Origin of the sequence: Oceaniovalibus guishaninsula JLT2003, assembly GCF_000299575.1 — a bacterium.
Taxonomy (GTDB): domain Bacteria; phylum Pseudomonadota; class Alphaproteobacteria; order Rhodobacterales; family Rhodobacteraceae; genus Palleronia; species Palleronia guishaninsula.
This window is the reverse complement of sequence record NZ_AMGO01000067.1, coordinates 47,250-69,183: the sequence shown is the minus strand read 5'-3', so window position 1 is coordinate 69,183 and position 21,934 is coordinate 47,250. Positions and strand designations below refer to the sequence as shown.

20 protein-coding genes are annotated in these 21,934 nt (G+C 67.1%); 13 read left to right on the top strand and 7 right to left on the bottom strand.

The window, feature by feature from the left end:
• The first annotated feature begins 211 nt into the window (after window positions 1-211).
• Together xrtD and OCGS_RS13455 are read left to right on the top strand one after the other, a co-directional pair.
• Entirely contained in the window at window positions 212-1,810 is a 1,599-nt protein-coding gene (gene xrtD / locus OCGS_RS13460; RefSeq protein WP_007427797.1) for a VPLPA-CTERM-specific exosortase XrtD, read from the top strand.
• 16 nt (window positions 1,811-1,826) lie between these two features.
• Window positions 1,827-2,990 carry a glycosyltransferase family 4 protein gene (locus tag OCGS_RS13455; protein WP_007427796.1) on the top strand — a complete coding sequence of 388 codons (1,164 nt, stop codon included), beginning with the start codon at window positions 1,827-1,829 and terminating at the stop codon, window positions 2,988-2,990.
• A 16-nt stretch (window positions 2,991-3,006) separates the two neighbouring features.
• On the opposite strand, the gene OCGS_RS13450 is transcribed toward OCGS_RS13455, so the two are convergent.
• From OCGS_RS13450 to OCGS_RS13440, 3 genes are read right to left on the bottom strand one after another with little or no spacing between them, the layout of a single operon-like run.
• Window positions 3,007-3,834, bottom strand: coding sequence for a CpsD/CapB family tyrosine-protein kinase (locus OCGS_RS13450; RefSeq protein WP_007427795.1), 828 nt, complete (start codon window positions 3,832-3,834; stop codon window positions 3,007-3,009).
• Between the two features lie 10 nt (window positions 3,835-3,844).
• The gene (locus tag OCGS_RS13445) at window positions 3,845-5,452 is read right to left on the bottom strand and encodes a GumC family protein (RefSeq protein WP_007427794.1); all 1,608 of its coding nucleotides are present in this window, start codon (window positions 5,450-5,452) and stop codon (window positions 3,845-3,847) included.
• Window positions 5,449-6,333: an ExeA family protein gene (locus OCGS_RS13440; RefSeq protein WP_007427793.1), complete on the bottom strand. Its 885-nt coding sequence runs from the start codon at window positions 6,331-6,333 to the stop codon at window positions 5,449-5,451. The genes OCGS_RS13445 and OCGS_RS13440 overlap by 4 nt, the downstream gene beginning before the upstream one ends.
• A gap of 406 nt (window positions 6,334-6,739) precedes the next feature.
• Between OCGS_RS13440 and OCGS_RS13435 the strand changes: the two genes are divergently transcribed.
• The 7 genes from OCGS_RS13435 (at window position 6,740) to OCGS_RS13405 (ending at window position 14,193) form a co-directional block, all read left to right on the top strand.
• Window positions 6,740-7,561 (top strand): sugar transferase, encoded by an 822-nt coding sequence (locus OCGS_RS13435; RefSeq protein WP_007427792.1) that lies wholly within the window; start codon window positions 6,740-6,742, stop codon window positions 7,559-7,561.
• 116 nt (window positions 7,562-7,677) lie between these two features.
• A complete protein-coding gene (locus OCGS_RS13430; RefSeq protein ID WP_162136615.1) occupies window positions 7,678-10,242 on the top strand; it encodes a tetratricopeptide repeat protein in 2,565 nt (854 codons plus the stop codon).
• A gap of 165 nt (window positions 10,243-10,407) precedes the next feature.
• A complete protein-coding gene (locus OCGS_RS13425) occupies window positions 10,408-11,061 on the top strand; it encodes a polysaccharide biosynthesis/export family protein (RefSeq protein WP_007427790.1) in 654 nt (217 codons plus the stop codon).
• 15 nt (window positions 11,062-11,076) lie between these two features.
• The gene (locus tag OCGS_RS13420; RefSeq protein WP_007427789.1) at window positions 11,077-12,366 is read left to right on the top strand and encodes a hypothetical protein; all 1,290 of its coding nucleotides are present in this window, start codon (window positions 11,077-11,079) and stop codon (window positions 12,364-12,366) included.
• A 64-nt stretch (window positions 12,367-12,430) separates the two neighbouring features.
• Window positions 12,431-13,090 (top strand): rhomboid family intramembrane serine protease, encoded by a 660-nt coding sequence (locus OCGS_RS13415; RefSeq protein ID WP_156801065.1) that lies wholly within the window; start codon window positions 12,431-12,433, stop codon window positions 13,088-13,090.
• Window positions 13,091-13,143: 53 nt separating this feature from the next.
• Window positions 13,144-13,350 (top strand): hypothetical protein, encoded by a 207-nt coding sequence (locus OCGS_RS13410; RefSeq protein WP_007427787.1) that lies wholly within the window; start codon window positions 13,144-13,146, stop codon window positions 13,348-13,350.
• A 60-nt stretch (window positions 13,351-13,410) separates the two neighbouring features.
• Window positions 13,411-14,193 (top strand): metallophosphoesterase, encoded by a 783-nt coding sequence (locus OCGS_RS13405; protein ID WP_007427786.1) that lies wholly within the window; start codon window positions 13,411-13,413, stop codon window positions 14,191-14,193.
• Window positions 14,194-14,196: 3 nt separating this feature from the next.
• On the opposite strand, the gene OCGS_RS13400 is transcribed toward OCGS_RS13405, so the two are convergent.
• The 3 genes from OCGS_RS13400 to OCGS_RS13390 all read right to left on the bottom strand — a co-directional run bounded on the left by OCGS_RS13400 (window position 14,197) and on the right by OCGS_RS13390 (window position 16,571).
• Complete coding sequence (locus OCGS_RS13400; RefSeq protein ID WP_007427785.1) at window positions 14,197-14,613, bottom strand: hypothetical protein; 417 nt, start codon at window positions 14,611-14,613, stop codon at window positions 14,197-14,199.
• Complete coding sequence (locus tag OCGS_RS13395; protein ID WP_007427784.1) at window positions 14,613-15,302, bottom strand: ParA family protein; 690 nt, start codon at window positions 15,300-15,302, stop codon at window positions 14,613-14,615. The genes OCGS_RS13400 and OCGS_RS13395 overlap by 1 nt, the downstream gene beginning before the upstream one ends.
• 228 nt (window positions 15,303-15,530) lie before the next feature.
• A complete protein-coding gene (locus OCGS_RS13390; protein WP_007427783.1) occupies window positions 15,531-16,571 on the bottom strand; it encodes a replication initiator protein A in 1,041 nt (346 codons plus the stop codon).
• 670 nt (window positions 16,572-17,241) lie between these two features.
• On the opposite strand from OCGS_RS13390, the gene rfbB reads away from it, so the two are divergent.
• The 4 genes from rfbB (at window position 17,242) to OCGS_RS13370 (ending at window position 20,941) form a co-directional block, all read left to right on the top strand.
• Complete coding sequence (gene rfbB / locus OCGS_RS13385; RefSeq protein ID WP_007427782.1) at window positions 17,242-18,282, top strand: dTDP-glucose 4,6-dehydratase; 1,041 nt, start codon at window positions 17,242-17,244, stop codon at window positions 18,280-18,282.
• Entirely contained in the window at window positions 18,279-19,154 is an 876-nt protein-coding gene (gene rfbD, locus OCGS_RS13380; RefSeq protein WP_007427781.1) for a dTDP-4-dehydrorhamnose reductase, read from the top strand. Before rfbB ends, rfbD begins: the two co-directional genes overlap by 4 nt.
• Window positions 19,133-20,011 (top strand): glucose-1-phosphate thymidylyltransferase RfbA, encoded by an 879-nt coding sequence (rfbA, locus tag OCGS_RS13375; RefSeq protein WP_007427780.1) that lies wholly within the window; start codon window positions 19,133-19,135, stop codon window positions 20,009-20,011. Before rfbD ends, rfbA begins: the two co-directional genes overlap by 22 nt.
• 102 nt (window positions 20,012-20,113) lie before the next feature.
• Window positions 20,114-20,941 (top strand): bifunctional allantoicase/(S)-ureidoglycine aminohydrolase, encoded by an 828-nt coding sequence (locus OCGS_RS13370; protein WP_007427779.1) that lies wholly within the window; start codon window positions 20,114-20,116, stop codon window positions 20,939-20,941.
• A 6-nt stretch (window positions 20,942-20,947) separates the two neighbouring features.
• On the opposite strand, the gene bhcR is transcribed toward OCGS_RS13370, so the two are convergent.
• Window positions 20,948-21,784 (bottom strand): HTH-type transcriptional regulator BhcR, encoded by an 837-nt coding sequence (bhcR, locus tag OCGS_RS13365; protein WP_007427778.1) that lies wholly within the window; start codon window positions 21,782-21,784, stop codon window positions 20,948-20,950.
• Between the last annotated feature and the right edge of the window lie 150 nt (window positions 21,785-21,934).

Below are 21,934 nucleotides of genomic sequence, written 5' to 3'. Positions count from 1 at the left end.
ATCCGGCCTGCTTCGGCGACGATTAGAACCTGTTTCCGATCCGGGCAACCCGATCACGGCCACATTGCGGCAGGACCATTCGACAACATATTCGTCAACGATGCGTTAAAGGCTGTATTCGGAACGCCGTCCGGGTTAGGTTCCCGGCGTTTCACAAAATCGACTTGATCTTCCGATATGCGGCAGGTCCGCGACAGGGGAACGGGCCACGATGTCTTTAACTTCCGATCTTCGCCGGCCCGTTTCGGCCGCCGACTTCTTCAGCCCCGGCATGCTGTGGCTGGTTCTTGCGATCGTGGCGGCGACGGTCTTCTTCTGGGAAGGCACGCGCGCGCTGCTGGAAGCGTGGCAATTGCCGGAATACAGCCACGGGCCGCTGATTCCGGTCCTGTCGGCACTGCTGTTTCTGCGCCAGCTCAAGGATGTGCCGGTCAATGACGGCCCCGTCCACGACCGCTGGCCGGGCGTGGCGCTGCTGGTCTTCGCCATGGCGTTCGGCCTGCTGGGCAAGATGTCGGGGATCGACGACGTGGTGGCCTATGCGCTGATCCTGTGGGTCGGCGCGATGCTGCTGATTTCGTTCGGATGGTCCACGGGCAAGCATTTCTGGCCGCCCGTCGTGCATCTGATCTACATGCTGCCGCTGCCCGGCGTCCTCTATTTCAAGCTGTCCACGACGCTGCAGGCCGTTTCGTCCGAACTGGGCGTGTGGTTCCTGCTGATGCTGAACGTGCCGGTCTTTCTGGAAGGCAACATCATCGACCTGGGCGTGCTCAAGCTGCACGTGGCCGAGGCCTGTTCGGGGCTGCGCTATCTCTTTCCGATCCTGTCCTTTTCCTACATCTTCGCGGTGCTCTATCGCGGGCCGATGTGGCACAAGGCGATCCTGCTGCTGGCCGCCGCGCCGATCACGGTGGTGATGAATTCGGTCCGCATCGCCGTCGCGGGCCTGATCGCCAATGTCTGGGGGGTCGAGCATCTGGAAGGGTTCACCCATTTCTTCGAAGGATGGGTGATCTTCATGATCTGCGTGATCCTGCTGTTCATCCTGGCCTGGCTGCTGCTGTTTCTGCATCCCGACCGTCCCACCCTCGCCAATGCGCTCGATCTGGAAACGTCGGGTCTGGTCACGCAGGCCGCGCGCCTGCGCTTCGTGCGTCCCTCGGCCGCGCTGATCGTGTCGGCGGTGCTGCTGGGCGCCGGCGCGCTGGCCTGGGCGGCGCGCCCGCCGATCGAGACCGCGACCGTGACGCGCGACCCCTTCGCGATCTTCCCGCGCACCCTGGGCGAATGGACCTCGTCGGCCCCCATTCCGCTGACCCCGGATGTCGAGCGTGCCCTGGGCGCCGACGATTACCATTCGGTCGAGCTGACCGCGCCGGGCGCCGCGGCGTCGGTGGGCCTGTTCATGGCGTGGTATTACGACCAGACCCAGGGCGGCACCCATTCGCCCGAGATCTGCCTGCCATCCGCCGGATGGGAGATCGCCTGGCTGGAACGCATCGACATCGCCCCCGAGGTCGGCTTCGACGCGCCCTATCACCTCAACCGCGCGGTGATCCAGAAGGGCACCGAACGGATGATGGCCTATTACTGGTTCGAACAGCACGGCCGTCACGTCGCTTGGGATTTCGCCGCCAAGTTCTGGCTGCTCTGGGACGGACTGACGATCGGGCGGACCGACGGCGCGCTGGTGCGGCTTGTCACCCCTGTCGGCCGCAACGAGACCGAGGCCCAGGCCGAAGCGCGCCTGAAGGCCGCCTTCCTGGAAACGACCGAAGCCCTGCCGCGCTTCGTTCCGGGACTTTAGGGAACCGGCGGGCGGCTTGAACATCCTGTTCTTCCAGTACGGGGATTTCGCGCAGGCCCATGCAAGCCTGGCCCAGGGCCTGCCCGAGACCTATCGCGATCAGGCGCGTTCGGTCCGTCTGATCGAGGGTCTGTCGGACGGCGCGCATGTCACCGTCGCGAATTTCTGCGACACGCCCTATGACGTGGCGCTGTCGCCCGCATTGCGGGTCATCGGTCTGCGGGTGGCCGAGACCGGGCAATCCGATATCGCCGCGATCTTCGCCCAGGCCGCCCCCGACCGGGTGATCTGCCGGTCCCCGAACTGGCGCGTCCTGAAGCAGGCCAGACGCGAAGGCATCGCCACCCTGCCCTGTTTCGCCAGCATCTTCAGCCGGTCGGGGCTGCAGGGATTCCGCACCAACCGCCGGTTCCGGCACGGCCTGTCGGGCGCCAACGTGCCCTGCGTGGCCAACCATTCGCTCAATGCCTCGCGATCGCTGGCGGATGTGCTGGGGATAGCGCCCGAAAGGATCGTGCCCTGGGACTGGACGCGCATCCCGATGTCGGGCGGCCCGAAAACCGCCCCGGCCGACCCGCTGCGGCCGACCGCCTTCTACGCCGGAACCCTGTCGGAATCGAAAGGCGTCGGCGATTGTCTGAAGGCGGTCCGGCTGCTGAAGGATCGCGGGATCGCGCTGACAATGTCCTTCGCGGGGACAGGCCCGGACGGCATCGAGACCTGGCAGGACCGCGCGCGGACGGACGGGATCGCCGACCGGGTGCGGTTTCTGGGGCGCGTTCCGCAATCCGACGTCCGCGCCGGCATGCGGTCGCACGATCTGGTCGTCGTGCCGTCGCGCCATGATTATGCCGAAGGCTTTCCCAACACGATCCTCGAAGGGCTGGCCTCGGCGTCGCCGGTCATCGTGTCGGACCATCCCGCCTTTCGCGGCCGTCTGGAACCGGACCGCGACTGCCTGGTCTTCCGGGCCGGCGATGCGGGCGCGCTGGCCGATTGCATCGACCGGGCGATGCGGGACCGGACCCTTTATGAAACCCTGTCCCGCACCGCCGGCGACAGTCTGGAACGGGTGCATTTCGGCATGGACTGGGGCGACCTGATCGCCACGTTCCTGAACGATCCGCATGACGAAGGCGGCTGGGTGGCCCGCAATTCGCTGCGGGCCCTGGGCGGATAGCAGACCGTCCGGCCGATCAGCCGTAATAGTCGTATCCCTCGTCCGCCGGCATGTGACGGCACTTGTTCAGCACGACGCCCAGGATTTCCGTCCGCTCGGACAGGTCGCGTTCGCAGGCGTCGATCTGGGCCACGCTGGTCGATCCGGCGGCGGCGACGATCAGCACGCAATCCACCTTGTCGGCGAAGGCCAGCGTGTCGTCGCTGACCTGGAAGGGCGGCATGTCGAACAGCATCAGCGTCGGCGCATAGCGTTCCTGTATCGCGTCGAGTACCTGGCCCGTGCGCGCGGCCTGAAGAAGCTCGGCCGACCGTTCGACATGGCCGCGCGCGACGCCGACGGCCAGGTTGTCGCGCAGCCGCACCGCGTGATCGGCGAACGGCGCGTTGCCCGACAGGACGCGCGCGAAATCCAGTTCCGGCGGCGTGCCCAGCATCCGCGCCAGCGACGGGCGGCGCAGATCCATCTCGCATATGATGGTGCGGATCGTCTGCTGGCGGGCCAGGCTGAAGCCGAGATTGAGGGCGATCGTGCTTTTGCCGCTTGCGGCTCCGGGCGAGGTGATGGCGACCCGGCGCCAGTTCTGGCTTTGCATGCGCTGCAACATCCGGGTGCGCAGCTTGTCGAATTCGGACGCCGCGCGATCGCGGGTTCCGGCGACGATCCGCTGGGCCAGAAGACGCGCGGTTTCCGGTTCGGCCAGCGGCAGGTCCGCCCAGGCCGCATCGGCATCCGTGCCTTTCGCGGGCCGATCGGGGCGCGGCGCGGGCGCGCCGCCCGGAACCGGGGGGGCGTCGCCGCGGCGCGCACGGGCCTTGGCGATTGCCGACTGGAGCTTTTCCATTCTCTACTCCTCAGGCCGAACGGCCGATACCGGGGATCGCCAGCCCTGCCGGCAGTTGGCGCATGACCTTCTCGACCACGATGTCGAGCGGCATGACATAGGCGTTCACGGCCCACAGGCCGGCCGGGATGCCGATGGCGACCACGCCGAACGCCGCCGCGATCAGGGCCCGGCGGCGCAGTATCTCGCGCCGGGTGCGGATGAAGGACAAGGTCGCCAGCGGCGCGATGTCCAGCCCCGAAACAATATCGACCGGCCGGCGCACGGATCGGTTCGTCAGTTCCAGCAGGGCGATCAGCGCAAGCCCCGCCAGCATGCCGCCGCCGAAGCCCGCCGCCACCAGCTTGGGCCGGTTGGGCGAATTGGGCTCTTCGGGGGCCGTCGCCTGTTCGATGACGGTGATGCGCTGGCCCTTCGACAACGCCTCTATCATGTCGCCCGTCTCGGCGCGGGCCTTGTTGGCGACCGCTTGGTCGTACTGCGTGCGGATGTTGGCATAGTCGCGTTGCAGGGTCTGCAACGAGATCGCGTTCTTGGGCGTGGCGTCGATGGTGGCCTGAAGTTTCTCCATCTCGGCCTCGATCTGGGCGCGCCGTTCGGCCAGAAAGTCGAGCTGGCTGTCGAGATCGGCAAGCTGGATGTCATAGGGCGACAGTGGCATGCCGTCGGCGCCGCGCAGCCCCGACACGGCGCTGGCCTCGGCGGCCTGTTCGGTGACGATCCGTTCCAGCGTGTCGATCTGGGCCTGCATCACCTTCATCCGGGGATTCTGGGGCGAAAGCACCGCCGCCGAGGTGGCGTATTGCTCGCGCAGGCGGCGCAGTTCGCGCGCCTCGGCGGACAGCGCGTCGTCCGAGATCGAGCCGATGCGCCCCGTCGCCTCGTAAAGGGCGGTCAGGTTTTCGCGCCGGTCCTTCAGCGCGGCCTCGTCGCGCTGGATCTGCAACAGCCGTTCCTGCGCCGACGCCATCTGCGAGCGGCGGAAATCCAGGCTGTCGGGCAGCGCCTCGCGGTTGCTTTCCTGAAAGGCGGCGATCTGGGCGCCCCGGCGGGCCAGTTCCTCGTCCAGACGCTGCACTTCCTGTTCGAAGAATTCCAGCGTCTGCCCCGAGACCCCCGTGCGCATCGCCACGTTCTCGCGCAGGATCAGCGTCACCACCTCGTTGGCGACGCTGGCCGCCAGATCCGCCCGTTCGGCGGTGAAGCTGACATTGACCAGCGTGGCATCGGCCTGGCCGCGCCGCCCGCCCGTCGTGTTGATACGGATCCGGTTGCGCAGGTCGCTGACCATCTCGTCCGGGCGCAGGGTCCGGCCGGCCCGCGCCGCGGGGGTGCGGTAAATCCCCAGGCGGTTGGCCATTTCCAGCAGGTTGTTGCGGGTCAGGATGCGCTGCTGGATGATCTGCAACTGCTCGGTCGCTTCGGTGCGGACGGTCGAGGCGGCCAGATCGTCGGGGATCTGTTCGGATTCGACGACCAGCCGGGCCTGCGCCACGTAGCGGGGCGGCAGGATCAGCGCGAAGGCGATGCCGATCGCGCCGCCCAGCACCACCAGCAGCAGGAAATAGTGGATCCGGCGAAAGAACAGCGACAGATAGAAACGGATATCCGGGATCATGTCGCCCTCGCGATGGGATTGAGAAGACGCACGGGTTCGGGCCGGACGCCGCCGCCGAAGAAGACCCCGTCGTCGAGAACCTGCTGCACGATCTGCGGGCCGATCCGTGTGGCATCGTCCAGAAAGCCGTAGACCAGCGACAGGTCGCATAGCTGGTTGACCAGCCGCGGCACGCCCCCCGTCCGTTCGTGGACCAGCGCGCAGGCTTCGGGCGTGAAGATGTCGGGACTGCCGCCCGCGACTTCCAGGCGGTGGCCGATATAGGCCGCGACCGTGGGGCCGTCCATGGCCGTCAGGTGGAAGTTCGCCGTCACGCGCTGCGCGAACTGACGCAGGTCGGGGGCCAGCACCATGTCGCGCAGCTCGGGCTGTCCGACCAGAACGAGTTGCAGCAACTCGTCCTTGTTGGCGTTGATGTTGGTCAGCATCCGCAGCTCTTCCAGCGAGTCGCGGTTGAGGTTCTGCGCCTCGTCCAGCACCAGCACCACCCGGCGGCCCTGGGCGTATTCGTCGATCAGGAAGGTCTGGAACTTCTCGAACAGATCGACATAGCTGTCATCCGCGCGGGTCGGCTGGTCGAGCGAGGACATCACCCAGCGCAGCAATTCGCCCCGCTCGCGGCCCTGGGTGTTGGCGATCAGGCCGATACGCACGTCGTCTTCCAGCGATTGCAGCATGTGGTGCAGCAGCGTGGTCTTGCCCGACCCGATTTCGCCGGTGATCAGGGTGATCGGCGCGCGCGTCATGATTCCGTATTCGAGAATGGCGAAGGCCCGCTTGTGGGCGGGGCCCCAGAACAGGAAGCCGGGATCGGGAACGAGGGAAAACGGACGCTCGCGCAGGCCGAAATGATCCGTATAGATTTCTATCGTGCTGGCCATGGTTCCATCCCGCATGATCTATGCTGACTGGTGCGGAAACATGCGGCAACCCCGCGCCGGAAATGTGACGACGGGAAAAACGTCCTCTCGCCGGGACGTGATACCGCGAAGGGCGGACGGCGGCAAGACAACCGCAGAATCAGTTGGCAGAGCGGGCGGAACGGGGCGCCAGGACGCCCGCGGCAAGTGACCTTGGCATGTTTTCCTCAACAGTGACGCGACCTTCCGCCGATATTTCATGCAGGTGTGAAACAATCCTTGCCGTCCGACCGGGACCGGTTGACAATCCGATCTTAAATACTTAAACCTTTCCAATAAGTTATATATAATTTGGAAAAAGTTGAACTGGCATTGCTCCCAATCGTTCGATAGCAATTCAAACAATACGAGATAACTTGAACCGACCATGCTGGCCGCCTGCAGATATTCCGAAAGTCAGGGCACCCGCAGTTTGAAATCCCAGGGTGAAATTCAACCCAAGGACGATCCGGTCCGGCCCTATTCATTGGATGCGAGAATGACGGCTTACGATACATGGATCACCGAGGCGGCCGAGATCGTCGTACCGCATCGCGAACCCCCGCTTCTGTCCGTCGTCCCGGCCCGGTCCGAGCCGCGTTCCGGTCTTTACCGCGAGGGCGTCAAGCGCGCCTTCGACATCCTGGCGATCGTTCTGGCGCTGCCGCTGATCCTGCCGCTGATCGCCCTGCTGGCGCTTCTGGTGGCGCTGGACGGCGGGCATCCCTTCTATTCGCAGGACCGCATCGGACGCGGCGGACGCATCTATCGCATCTGGAAGCTGCGCACGATGATCCGCGACGCCGATGCGCATCTGGAACGCCATCTGGACGCCAACCCGCCGCTGCGCCGGGAATGGGACAGCAAGCAGAAGCTGACCGACGATCCGCGCATCACCCGCATGGGCCGGATCCTGCGCAAGACCTCGATGGACGAGCTGCCGCAGCTTTTCAACGTGCTGGTCGGCCAGATGAGCCTTGTGGGGCCGCGCCCGATGATGGTGTCGCAGAAGGCTCTCTATCCGGGGACGGATTACTACGACCTGCGCCCCGGCATCACCGGCCTGTGGCAGATTTCGGACCGCAACCGGTCGACCTTCGCGGCGCGCGCCGAATTCGACCTGCACTATAACCGCGACCTGTCGCTGTGGACCGACCTGAAGATCCTGGCGGCGACGGTGCGGGTCGTGCTGCGCGGCACCGGCTGCTGACCGGCCGCGCTTTCCCCCGGTGAAGCGGCAAGTTCGTCTGTGACATCCGGCGCCCATCCCGATAATGATCGAAAAACGCCATAATCCGGGACCCCGGACCAGATAGAATGCCGGTCATGTCATTTTTCCTTCCCCCCCGCCCCCTTCTCGGTGCCGTTCTCGCGGCCAGTCTTGCCCTGACGGCTTGCGAAAGCTCGGCCGACAAGGCCGAACGCTTCTATCAGTCGGGCATGGCGCTGCTGGAAGCCGGCGACACGGACCGCGCGATGGTCGAGTTCCGCAACGTCTTCCGCTTCGACGGCGCCCATCAGGACGCGCGCCGCCAGCTTGCCCGGATCCTGCTGGAGCGCGGCGATATCAGCCGCGCCTACAGCGAATACCTGCGTTTGGCAGAACAATATCCCGACACGCCCGACATCCGCCGCGCGCTGGCGCGCATCGCCATCGAGCAGGGCCAGTGGGCCGAAGCCGAGCGCCACGGCCGCGCCGCGCTCTCGCTCGACCCCGACCATCCCGAGGCGCGGGTGATCGGCCTCGCCCTCGATTTCCGCAAGGCGGTCGAGGACGAGGACGCGGCCGAACGCGTGATCCTGGCGGATACGGCCCGCGACATCCTGAACGAAAACCCCGACGAGATCGTCGCGCAGCGCGTCCTGCTGGCGCAGCTTCTGGACACCGAACAACTGACCGAAGCGCTGGAACTGCTGAACGGCGCGCTGGAAACCGACCCGACCGTGCTGGAATTCAACGTGCTGAAGTTCCAGCTTTTGGTCGGCCTGGGCGATACCGATGCCGCCGATGCGCAGCTGCGCCGCATGTACGAACTCTTTCCCGACAACGAGGAAGTGCAGCAGACGCTGATCGCCTGGTTCCTCGACCGCGAGGATTTCGATTCGGCCGAAAGCTTCCTGCGCGACCGCGCCGGCGGCGACACGTCCGAACCCGAAAAGCACGCGCCGGTCATCGCCCTGATCGAGCAGGCCCGCGGCCGCGAGGCCGCCACAGCCGAGGTGGACCGCCTGATCGCCGCCAATGCCGGGAACCCGGCCAACATCGCGGCCTATCGCGCCGTCAAGGCGACCTATGCCTTCCAGGACGGCGACAGGACGCAGGCGATCGCCGAACTTCAGGACGTGCTGGCCGATGCCGAACCGTCCGACCAGACGCGGCGGATCAAGGCGATGCTGGCGCAGATGCTGCTGACCACCGACAACCAGGTGGGCGCCCGCGCCCTGGTCGAGGAGATCCTGACCGAGGATCCGGCCAACGTGCCCGCGCTCAAGCTGCGCGGCGCCATGCTGATCGAGGCGGACGAACCCGATGCCGCGATCATCGACCTGCGCCGCGCGCTGGACCAGAACCCGCGCGATACCGGCACGATCCTGCTGCTGGCCGATGCCCATGCCCGCGGCGGCGACACCGATCTTCAGGGCGAACGGCTGGCCACGGCGGTCGAGGTCTCGGGCTCGGGGCCGGACGAATCGCTGCGCTATGCGGCCTTCCTGGTCGATCAGGGGCGGCTGGCGCCGGCCCGGTCCGTGCTGGCCGATGCGCGGCGGGCCAATCCGGGCAATATCGACATCCTGCTGCAATCCGCGCGGCTGGCGCTCGAGGAAGGATCGGAGGGGCTGGTTCGCGGCATCATCGGGGATCTGCAACTGCTCGACGATCCGCGGGCGGCCAGGGGCGCGCGGTCGCTGGAAACGGCGCTGCTGCTGCAGGCCGACCGGGTCGAGGACGGCCTGGCCATGCTGGAGGAACAGGCCGGATCGGATGGCGGCAACATCCAGGCCGTCATCGCAGTGGTCGAGACGCAGTTGCGCAACGGCCGGACCGAGGAGGCGCGCCGCTATCTCGATACGCTGCTCGTCCAGTCGCCCGACGATCCGGGCCTGCGGCAGGTCGATGCCAGCCTGGCCGCGGCCGAGGGCGACGTGGAGCGCGCCGAATCGATCTTGCGCGATCTGGTGGCGGCCGATCCCGCCGCCGAGGCGCCCGCCCAGCAGCTTTACCGCCTGCTGAACGCCACCGCACGCCCCGACGAGGCCGAAGCGGTTCTGGACGCCGCGATCGCCGCCCAGCCGGAATCGCGTCTGCTGCGCCTCTTCAAGGCCGGCGAGCTGGAGCGTGACGGCCGCTTCGACGATGCGATCGCCATTTACGAAGACCTTTATGCGCAGAACAGCGGCGACGTGGTGGTGGCCAACAACCTGGCCAGCATGCTCAGCACCCATCGGCAGACCGACGAAAGCCTGGCGCGCGCCACGGCCGTCGCGCGGCGCCTTCGCGGAACGGACGTGCCGCCCTTCCAGGACACCTATGGCTGGATCGCCTATCGCGACGGCCGCTTCGACGAGGCGCTGGATTATCTCGAACCCGCCGCGGCCGGTCTGCCGCAGGATCCGCTGGTGCAGTATCACCTCGGCATGACCTATGCCGCGCTGGGGCGCGATGCCGAAGCGGCCGAGACGCTGCGCCGCACGCTCGACATGGCCGGCGACAGCCCCCTGCCCCAGTTCGAGACCGCGCGCGAGACGCTGGCGGCCCTTTCCGCCGCCCCCGATTCCGATGGGCCGGATTCCGATGGGGCCGATTCCGATATCCCTGCCGCGGCGGATACCGCGCCCGACCCGGATGCCGGACCCGGCACCGCCGATCCGGTTTCCGCGCCCGACCGCTGAGGCGGCACGGGGGCGCATCGCACCGAACGGACAAGGTGTGGCGAGATTTCGCCACACTTCGCTGTCATTGCGCCCCAGAACCCCTTGCGGACCCATCCTTTCCTTGTCCCCCCCGACGGCGGCGCCCAAGGTGGCGACGGCCTTGCGACAACACCGGAACCCGACATGACCCATTCCCATCCGATCCGGACCTTTCGGTTCGCGGCTGTCCCGCCGGCATTGTTCGCCCTGCTGGCTGCCTTCCTGCTGATGCTGCCCGCGCCTCTGGCGGCGCAGAACGCCTATCGGATCGGGCCCGGCGACGTGCTGAAGATCGAGGTGATCGAGGACAGCACGCTGAACCGCAGCGTGCTGGTGACGCCGGACGGACAGTTCACCTTCCCGCTGGCGGGCGCCATCCAGGCGGGCGGCCGGACACTGGGCGCGGTCCAGTCCGATCTGGTGCAGCAGCTATCCCCGTCCTTCAGCAACCCGCCGACCGTCTTCGTGTCTCTGGAACGGCTGGCCGCACCGCCGCTGGACCTTCCCGAAGAAGCCGACACGATCACCGTGTTCGTCCTGGGCGAGGCCGCCAAGTCGGGGCGGCTGGAACTGGAACCGGGCACGACCCTGTTGCAGGCCTTTGCCGAGATGGGCGGGTTTTCGGATTTCGCCGCGCTGAAGCGGGTGCAGCTGCGCCGCAAGGATCCGGCGACCGGGATCGAACGGGTCTATGCGCTGAACTACAACGCGATCATGCAGGGGCGCAGTCCCAACGGGTCGGTGACGATGCAGGATGGCGACGTCATTCTGGTCCCCACCCGCCGCCTGTTCGAATGACGCGGGCAGGACGGCATGACGCAACCGTCTGACAGGCCGCGCCTGCGCCGCGCGCTTTCCGCGATCGGCGGGGCGGGACTGATCCTGGGGGCGGGGGCCGTCGCCGCGCAAGATACCGGCCGCCTGCTGTCTTTCGGAACCCGGTTCGGGCTGGTCGCGGACGACAACCTGGCGCTTGATCCCGACAGCAAGGGCACCACGCTGGAGGCGGTGACGGGCCTCGATTTCGAACTGCTCTACAGCACGCCGCTACAGACCTTCGCGCTGTCGGGCGATGTGGGTCTGCGGGCGCTGGACAACCCTGAAGAGTCGAACCGCGACGATTTCGTCGCCACGCCGACGCTGCGGCTGGCCTATGAACGGACGGTTCCCGACAGCAGGATCGGCGTGACCGGCTTCGTGCGGCGCAGCCGGGTCGCGTTCCTCGATCCGCTCGAGGGCGGGCTGGACGATCCGCTGGTGCTGGACGATCTCGACGATCGGGGCGAAAGAGGCACGCGGCTGGCCTTCGGGCTGGGCACCGAACTGGAACTGCGGCGCCGCGCGCCCATCGGCATCACCCTGTCGGCGGGCCTCGACGGCCAGCGCTACAGCGACACCACCGATACCAGCACATTGACGGACGAGACGCGGGTGCGCGCGGGCGTCGGCCTGCGCTTCGTGCTGACCCCGACCCGCCAGGCCACCCTGGGCCTCGACTATTCCAGCTTCGACGACGAGGGGCGCGACGAGGGCCGGCGCGACACCTATGCGCTGAATGCCGGCATATCGCAGCGGCTTCGGACGGGGGCGGTGGGCCTCGACCTCGGGGCGACCTCGACCGAGGACGGCGAGCGTTATTCGATCCGCATCGAACGCAGCCTGACGCTGCCCTTGTGGTCCATCGCGGGCGAACTGGGCGCGACGCAATCGGTCGATGGCGACCTGTTCACGACCGGGGCGCTGTCGGTGACGCGGGATCTGCCGACCGGATCGCTGTCGGCCGATCTGCGCCGGTCGGTCCAGTCGGGCAGCGACGACGAGGAACGCGACATTACCGCGGCTTCGCTGGGCTACAGTCATCAGGTGAACGCCCTGACCAGCGCGAATTTCGACCTGTCCTATATTGCCAGCGATCCGACGGGCGACGGCGCGGCGAGCGAGAGTTTCGGATCGGTCGGGGTCGGCCTGCAACGCCGCCTGACCGAGGATTGGCGGCTCGACATGGCGCTGCGCCACCGCATCTCGGACGAGGGAACCGAGGATACCGCCACCGGCAACACCATCTCGGTCAACCTGCGCCGGGGTTTCGAATTCAGGTTCTGACGGGCGCGCGGGGATGGGCGGCATCCGCCGTGCCCTGCCGCCGTCCACCCGGACATCCGCATCCATGAGAACGGACACCCCGCCAGCGCCCGTCGCCGGCCGCGGCATGCTGATCGCCATTGCGATCGTGTGCTGCGGAATCGAAGGAACGCTGTGGCTGGCCGATTGGGGCCTGTTCGGTCCCTATCGCTGGCGCGTGATGTCGCTGGAATACGGGGCCTTCTGGCGCGGATTGTTGCTGAACTGGAAACCGAACTATCCCGGCCAGCCCCAGGCGATGTTCGTCACCTATGCGTTCCTGCATGGCGGACCGCTGCATCTGCTGGGCAACATGCTGGTGCTGGCCTGGATCGGTCCGCAACTGGCCGACCGGGTGGGACAGGCCCGGTTCGGACTGGTCTGGCTGGTCTCGCTGCTGGGCGGGGCCGTGGCCTTCGCGCTTCTGTCGGCATCGCTTTCGCCCATGGTGGGGGCGTCCGGGGCGCTTTTCGGGGTCATCGGCGCGCTGGTCGCGCTGCGCTGGCGGACCGACCGCGACTGGCGCCGGGTCGCCTGGGCCAGCGGGGGGCTGGTGCTGCTGAACCTGGTGACGTTGATCGCGCAGGGCGGCATCCTGGCCTGGGAAACGCATCTGGGCGGGTATCTGGGCGGGCTGCTAGCGGGGGCGAGACTGACTTACCGACAATTCGACGAAGATGAGTGGCATTCGGATTTCGGGCGGTAAGAAACGCTTTACGATTGTCTTTCATCCCTTTGGGCAAGACCCGGAGGAACGGCATGATCATCGCACTCGTCATCATCGGTATCGTCAGCGGACTGGCCAGCAGCATGGCCGCGGCGCTGGCGGGGTTCGGCATCGCGCTTTGCCTGCTGGCCTATCCTGCGGGCGGGCTGCTGGGGATGGGGCTGGCCATCGCCTTTCTGCTGTCGGGCGGTCCCCGGACGGGGCAAAGCGCCATCGCCGCGGCGCAGGCCGCCGGCTGAAGCCGGGTTTGCCGCCCCGACCCCGCGCCGCTAGACCGGACGCATCGACGGGGTGTCGGGATGCAGGACGGAACGGCTCCGGGCAACAGGGCGGGCGGCGGATTGTCCGCCCTCTGGCGGCGGCTGACGCGGCGGATCGCCGGCGGCCCTGCCCTGCCCCGCCCTGGGGATCCGGTCTGCCTGATCGGCGATATCCACGGGCGCGCCGATCTTCTGCTGCGGATGCTGGCGCTGATCGAAGCGCAGCCCGGCGCGGCGCAGGCGCGCGTCGTCACGCTGGGCGACATGATCGGCCGGGGGCCGGCCTCGGACGCGGTTCTGGCGCTGCTGCGCGACAGGCAGCAGGCCGATCCCGTGCGGACGATCTGCCTCATGGGCAATCACGAACGGATGCTGCTGGATTTCCTGACATCGCCCGACGCCCATGCCGGCTGGCCGCACGCGGCAGGCCGGCAGGTGCTGGCCGCCTTCGGCGTGGCGGCGGACGGTCCCGAAAAGACGGCGCGCGCCCTGCGCGCCGCCCTGCCCGCCGGGACGGAAGCCTGGATCGCCGCGCGACCGCTCTGGTGGCAGGCGGACGGGATCGCCGCGATCCATGCCGCCGCCGACCCGCGCCTGCCCCTGCCGCATCAGGACGAGGCCACGCTGCTCTGGGCGCGGCCCGACCGCATGCGTCGGCCGCGCCCGGACGGCCTGTGGGTGGTGCATGGCCATACGGTCGTCGCGGCGCCGCAGCTGTCGCCCGGCCGCGTCGCGGTCGATACCGGCGCATGGAAGCACGGCGTGCTGAGCGCGGCTTGGTTCGACGCGGACGGACTTCGGTTCCTGCAGGCGACCGCCTGAAGATCAGCCTCGGCCCGCGGTGTCCGTCCCGTAGGCGTCCTGCAAAAGCGCCACGGCCTTTTCCAGCGTCTCGCCCAGCCCCCAGCCCTGCGCGTCGGCCACGGCGCAGAAGGCGGCGATCGTCTCGGGGCGCGCCTTGAGGTTGAACTGCGCGTTGCGGCCCGTCCGGCGGCGGCGCGGCTGGCCTTCGGGTGCAGGGCCGGGCACGGGTGCGGATACGGGGCCGGACATGGGCGCAGGCGGCGGCACCGGCGCGGCCCCCTGCCCCGCCTCCCGGCTGCGAAAGCCGGTCCGCGCCGCGATCTCGCGGGTCTGTGCCGCCTCGGGCCTGGCGCGCGCCGCCGGATCGGGCGCCCATTCCGCGGGATCGAACGCGTCCAGCGCGTCGCCGAAGCCCAGATCCGCCCGTTCGCGTGCCATCACGCGACCCCCTTGGCGGGTTCGGCCGCGTCGCGCAGACGGGCCACGACCTCGGCGGTATAGGCGCGGGCATTGGCGCGGGCCTTGTCCACGTTGCTGACCTCGGCACTGGGAAGATCGGCCAGCAATCCGCCGTAATCGAAGATGTCGCGGAAGGCCGCGCGCTCGACGATGCCGTTGGCAAACATCGGGATGCCCGCCGCGTCGAGTTGCGCGCGCACATTGCGCAGTGCCCGGCTGGCGACGGCGGCCGAGATGCGGGTCATCAGCACCGCATGCGCGATGGGCCGGCGCGTCATCCGTTCCTGGTTGCGGATCAGCTTGATCATCTTGGCCGCCCCCTTGGCATCCATCGACCCGCCCTGCGTGGGGATGACCACCAGATCGGACATGCCGACGGCATTGGCGACCATCAGGCTAGCCGTGCCTTCCAGGTCGATGATGACGAATTGCGTCGCGGCTGCCTCGTCGGCGATGACATCGACGATGTCCTCCTCGCCCACGCCCTCGACGATGCGGATCGTGTCGGGCTTGCCGGGCAGGCGGCCCCATTGCGAGATCCAGCGTTCGGGATCGGCGTCGATGATGGTGACGCGCGCGCCCTTGCTGGCCAGTTCCGAGGCCAGCAACAAGGCGGCGGTCGTCTTGCCTGCGCCCCCCTTGGGGTTCGCGAAAGCGATGACGGGCATGATGCACTCCTGCTCGATGGTGCGGTTTTTTCGTCATTCTGGCACGAACGGATAGCTAGCGGGTAGCTATCCGCTATGGCCGCGGTCTTGGCGCCAGACTGTTGCCGATCTGCCGGAAACAACTGAAATGCCTCGCTAGCTAACAGCTAGCTATCCGTTAGCTAGTGGAATGCTATCCGATAGCTATCCGGATATCCCAGAGCTACCCGATAGCTATCGGGTAGCCGGCTAGGACGGGTTTCCGTTGCGGCTTTGCCAGGTCGTGCAGAACTTCAGAAACAGCGCGTCGGGATTGCGCGGCACCGGCTTGCCGATGCGGCCCCACCAGGCGGCGAAGGTATCGGCCAGGTGGTGCACGTCCCAGCCCGGCGCAGCATCGCGCGCGGCATCGAAGCTGTCGGGCGACAGCCGTTGCAGGATCGCGCGGGCGTCGGCCTCGGCCTTGTCGCGGTTGCGGGGCATAGTGTTGCGGTTGATGAACGTCACCAGATCCGCCGTCTCGTCGTAGACGATCATGTAATCGGGCAGATAATCGCCCTCGATGATCGGCTTCATCTGGCGGCGGAACTCGCGCAAAGTGCCTTTCGATCCCGACTTGTGATGCAGCGTGGTCATCAGGAAGGCCCAGCTTTCGTCCTGGCCCACCGCCTTGCGCGCGATCTCGTAGATCCGCCGCTCGATGGGGCGGGACAGGCGGAAATAGTCGCGATGCAGCGTCAGAACGTTCATCTCCTCGACCGAGCTGACGACCATGTCGCTCAGCTTCAGCTCTAGCGACTTGACCTTGCCGGTGCGGTCGTCGGTCTTCATCTTGGCGCCGTCGATCAGACCCATCCATTCGTCGGTGCGCGTGCCCTCGAACAGGATGTTGGTGCGAAAGCGCGTGCCGTCGATCCGGTCCAGACTGTCGCAAAGCGCGTCGTAATCGCGGCCGCCCACGCCGCGCTGGGTGAAGACCAGGAAGGCATAGGGGTCGATCAGGACGCGCTTCGAGATGGCGCGCCCTTCCTTCATGCCGGCGATCAGCTGGCTGATGGCATAGATGATGAGATCCTTGTCGTAGATCGTCGGCATGCCCTTGATGGACGGGCGGAACTCGATCCACTGGCCCTTCCATTCATAGCGGCGCGGATCGCGGTCGGGCTTCTTGGACAGAGAATAGAACGGGTGCTCCATCGAGGCGAGGTCGTCCTTCAGGATGACGTCGGTGATGTCGCAGACGAAAAGATCCCCCTGCGGATGCTTGATGGGCTTGAGGTGCTCGCTCATGGCGTTCTCCGGTTTTGCGCCGCTTCGCCCGCAAGGGCAGGGGTGTGTGCAAGTGTTCGGGAAACACACACACCCTGCCATTACCATTCGGGAATCACACACGGTTGGCAAGGAAAAACTCGGGATTTACACATGGAGTCGGCGGTTCGATCTCTGCCGGCAGGGATACAGAGCGACCGGAGGGTCGCCTGGATCGTGCGAAACCGAATCGGACCCCGCCGACAAAGCGAATCGGATTCGATCAGGGGACGAATCGGGATTTACACACGCAATTTCGGGATTCACACACGCCCGAGTCGGGATTCACACACGGGCAAGGTCGGAAATTGCCTTCCAACCCCTTGTCGCCCAAGGATTATTCGGAAGGTTCGGATCCCTAAACACTATATTCAAACACATAAAAACACCCGCAAAGTCGGGATGGCACGGAATGGACCATGAAACGATCCACCTTCGGACATGAAATCGGCCGATTCGGCTTGCAGGGAATGACAATCCGAATCGGCGGCGAAAAGGACGGATTTGCCGATTGGCCCGACATAGGGAACAGACATGGGGAACAGACACGGGGGGCGACCGGGATGGGCGCGGGGGATAGATCTGGCGCGGTCCTTTCCATAGAGGACGCACATCACCGGCCCTGGCGCCGGACGGACAGGCAGGGGACGCCATGAAAATCCTTGTGACCGGCGGATCGGGCTTCATCGGATCCGCCGTGGTGCATCTGGCCCGCGCGCGCGGCCACCGGATCGTCAATCTCGACGCGATGACCTATGCGGCCAGCCCTGCCAGCCTGGCGGATCTGCAAGGCGATCCCGATTACCGGTTCGAACAGGCCGATATTCGCGACCGTGCCGCGCTGGACCAGATATTCGCCGCCCATGCCCCCGATGCGGTGATGCATCTGGCTGCCGAAAGCCATGTGGACAGGTCCATCGACGGCCCCGCCGCCTTCGTCGAGACGAACGTGCTGGGCACGTTTCACCTGCTGGAGGCCGCGCGTGCCTGGTGGACCGGGGCAGGGCGCCCGGACGGCTTCCGCTTCCACCATATTTCCACCGACGAGGTGTTCGGATCGCTGGGCGAGACGGGCCGCTTCGACGAGACGACGCGCTACGATCCGCGGTCGCCCTATTCGGCCAGCAAGGCGGGCAGCGACCATCTGGTGCGCGCCTGGGGCGAAACCTATGGCCTGCCGGTGGTGCTGACCAATTGCTCGAACAATTACGGACCGCGGCAATTCCCCGAAAAGCTGATCCCGGTCACGATCCTGAACGCGCTGGCCGGCCGGAAGCTGCCGATCTACGGGGCGGGCGACAACGTGCGCGACTGGCTGCATGTCGAGGATCATGCCGACGCGCTGCTGACCGTGCTGACCCGCGCGGCCCCCGGCACCACCTATGCCATCGGCGGGCAGGCCGAAGCGCGCAATATCGACATCGTGCGCAAGCTTTGCGCCATCCTCGACGATCGCCGGCCTCAGGGCGCCCCTCACGCCGATCTCATCGAGCATGTGACCGACCGGCCCGGCCATGACCGCCGCTATGCCATCGACCCCGCGCGCATCCGCGACGAACTGGGCTGGCGGCCTTCGGTGACGCTGGACGAGGGGCTGGAACGGACGGTGGACTGGTATCTGGCCAACGAAGCCTGGTGGCGTCCGTTGCAGACGCGTCAGGGCGTGGGCGAACGGCTGGGCCGCGCCTCGTGAAGGTGCTGGTCTTCGGACGGACGGGACAGGTCGCGCGCGCGCTGATCGACCGAGGCCCCGGTCGCGGCATCGCGGTCGCGGCGCTGGGACGCGATGCCGCGGATCTGTCCGATCCCGCCGCCTGCGCCGCGCGGATCGCGCGAACGGATGCCGATGCCGTCGTCAACGCCGCCGCCTGGACGGCGGTGGACGCGGCCGAGGCGGACGAGGATGCCGCGCGCATCGTCAATGCCGACGCCCCCGCCGCGATGGCCCGCGCCTGCGCCGCGCGCGATCTGCCTTTCGTCCATATCTCGACCGATTACGTATTCGCGGGCACGGGCACCGATCCCTGGCGGCCCGATGATGCCACCGCCCCCGTCAATGCCTATGGCCGCACCAAGCGCGCGGGCGAGCAGGGCGTGCTGGAAGCCGGCGGTCGCGCGGTCGTCCTGCGCACGTCGTGGGTCTTTTCGGGGCAGGGGGCCAATTTCCTGACCACCATGCTGCGTCTGGCCCGGACCCGCGACGCGCTGGATGTGGTCGAGGATCAGGTGGGCGGCCCGACGCCCGCACCCGCCATTGCCGATGCCTGCCTGACCATCGCGGACCGCCTTGTGCGCAGGGAAGGGCAGGGGGGCATCCACCATCTGTCGGGCGCCCCCGATGTCAGCTGGGCGGATTTCGCCCGCGCGATCTTCGCCGTCAGCGGCGACCGGGTGGCCGTTACCGGCATTCCCACCGCCGCCTGGCCTACCCCCGCGCCGCGACCGGCCAATTCGCGGCTCGACTGTTCGGGTCTCGCCGCGGCTTTTGGGATCGGCCGGCCCGACTGGCGCGCGGTCCTTCCTTCCATGATCGAGGATGCAAGATGCGCACACGCAAGGGATTGATCCTGGCCGGCGGCACGGGGTCGCGGCTCTATCCGATCACGATGGGGCTGTCCAAGCAGCTGATGCCGATCTACGACAAGCCGATGATCTACTATCCGCTGTCGGTGCTGATGCTGGCCGGCATCCGCGAGATCGGGATCATCACCACCCCCGAGGATCAGGCCCAGTTCCGCCACCTGCTGGGGGACGGGTCGCAATGGGGCCTGTCGATCGCCTGGCTGGTGCAGCCGCGCCCCGAAGGTCTGGCGCAGGCCTATCTGGTGGGCGAAGATTTCCTCGACGGCGCACCCTCGGCGATGGTACTGGGCGACAACATCTTCTTCGGTCACGGCCTGCCCGAATTACTGGCGCGGGCGGGCGCGCGGGATGCGGGCGGCACCGTCTTCGGCTACCGCGTGGCCGATCCCGAACGCTATGGCGTGGTGGCGATGGACGGCGCGGGCCGCGTGACCGGCATCGTCGAGAAGCCCGACCGCCCGCCTTCGAACTATGCGGTGACGGGGCTTTACTTCCTCGACGGCACCGCGCCCGAACGCGCGCGCGCCGTCACGCCCTCGGCGCGCGGCGAACTCGAGATCACGACGCTGCTGGAAAGCTATCTGGCGGACGGTACGCTCAACGTCGAAAGGATGGGCCGCGGATTCGCCTGGCTCGATACCGGGACGCATGGCAGCCTGCTGGATGCGGGCAATTTCGTGCGCACGCTGCAATCGCGCCAGGGCATGCAGACCGGCTGCCCCGAGGAGATCGCCTATGACGCGGGCTGGATCGACCGGGCGGCGCTTCGGGCGCGGGCCGAGATGTTCGCCAAGAACGCCTATGGCACCTATCTGGCGGGATTGCTCGACGGATCCTGAGCGCTGTCAAATAATCCCGAAAGAACCTTTCGCGTTCTTCGGGCTTCCCATGCAATCGCGAAGCGCCATCCTAGGGCCCAACCGAACCAGCGGAGCGTTCCGATGTCGTCTTCCCGTTACTATGCCCCGACCGGGGGCCATCCGCCGCAGACCGATCTGCTGACCGACCGCGCGGTCTTCACCGAAAGCTATGCGGTTCTGCCCAAGGGCACGATGCGCGACATCGTCACCAGCTTCCTGCCTTTCTGGGACGATACCCGCCTGTGGATCCTGGCCCGTCCTATGACCGGCTTCGCCGAGACGTTCTCGCAATACATCATGGAAGTGCAGCCGGGCGGCGGATCGGACCGACCCGAAACCGACCCGGCGGCCGAGGGCGTGCTCTTCGTGGTCGAGGGCGGCTTCACCCTGACGATCGGTGGGCAGACCCACGATCTGGGCGAGGGCGGCTATGCCTATCTTCCCGCGGGGATGGACTGGACCTTGCGCAACCGCACCGGCGCGGTCGCCCGGTTTCACTGGATCCGCAAGGCCTATGAAGCCGTGGAAGGGTTGGACCGCCCCGATCCGCTGGTCCTGAACGAGGCCGACATCGCGCCGTCGGTCATGCCCGGCACCAACGGCGCCTGGGCCACGACGCGCTTCGTCGACCCGAACGACCTGCGCCACGACATGCATGTCACCATCGTCACCTTTCAGCCGGGCGGCGTCATCCCGTTCCTGGAAACGCATGTGATGGAACACGGGCTTTACGTGCTGGAAGGCAAGGCGGCCTATCGCCTGAACCGCGACTGGGTCGAGGTCGAGGCGGGCGATTTCATGTGGCTGCGCGGATTCTGCCCGCAGGCCTGCTATGCGGGCGGTCCGGGGCCGTTCCGCTACCTGCTTTACAAGGACGTGAACCGCCACGCGGCCTTTCTGGGGCGCTGATCCCCGTCAGTCCCGCGCGCCCATCCCCGCCGAGACCGACGCCGCTGCCGTCATCACCCGCACGGCAAGCGCTTCGGTCTTGTCGGGGGTCATCCGGCTGATCGGACCCGAGACGGACAGCCCGGCAATCACCTCCTGATGGGCGTTGCGGATGGGGGCGGCGATGCAGCGCATGCCCAGATTGCGCTCCTCGTCGTCAATGGCATAGCCGCGTTTGCGGATCGCTTCCAGATCGGCCAGCAGCGCATTCGGCTCGGTCAGGGTGCGCGGCGTATAGCGCGTCAGCCCCGCCGCGACGATCCGTTCCAGCCGCGGGGCGTCCATCGCGGCCATCAGAACCTTGCCGATCCCCGACGCATGCATCGCCGATCGCGTGCCGGGCGGAAAGAAGGCGCGGATCGGGGCGTGGGTCTCGACCTGGCTGACGAACAGCACCCGGTCGTCGCTGGCGATGCCCAGATTGGCGGTCTCGCCGCTTTGCTCCATCAGCCGGCGCAAGGCGGGGCGGCTGCGCTCGACCAGGCTGGTGCGGCGCAGGAAGGCCGATCCGATCAGGAAAGCGCCCGGTCCGACATGCCAGGTCTGCGCGGCCTCGTCCGCCTCGACGATGCCGTGGGCTTGCAGCGTCACCAGCACACGGTAGACCGTGGCCGGCACGTCGCCCGTTTCCTGCGCCAGGGCGGTCAGCGTCGCGCCGTCCATCCGCGACAGCGCCCGCAGGATGTCCATCGCCCGGTCCAGCGCCTTGATGGTGTTCTGCTCGGTCTTTTCGTCGAAGGCGCGGGGACGGCCGCGGGGGCGGCGGCCGGTCGGCTCCGGCGCGCCATTGTTCGGGGAATCCATAAGCTGCTGCCTCCGAAACCTGAAACTGCCCAAAGCCGAGTGAAAAACCCAAGGGTCTGGAAAGACTAGCCTATCCGCCGAGACTCGAAAACAAAAAACGTTTTCAAAAAAATATGCCCAAGGCGGCGGCGTCTGTAGGGTCGACCGGAA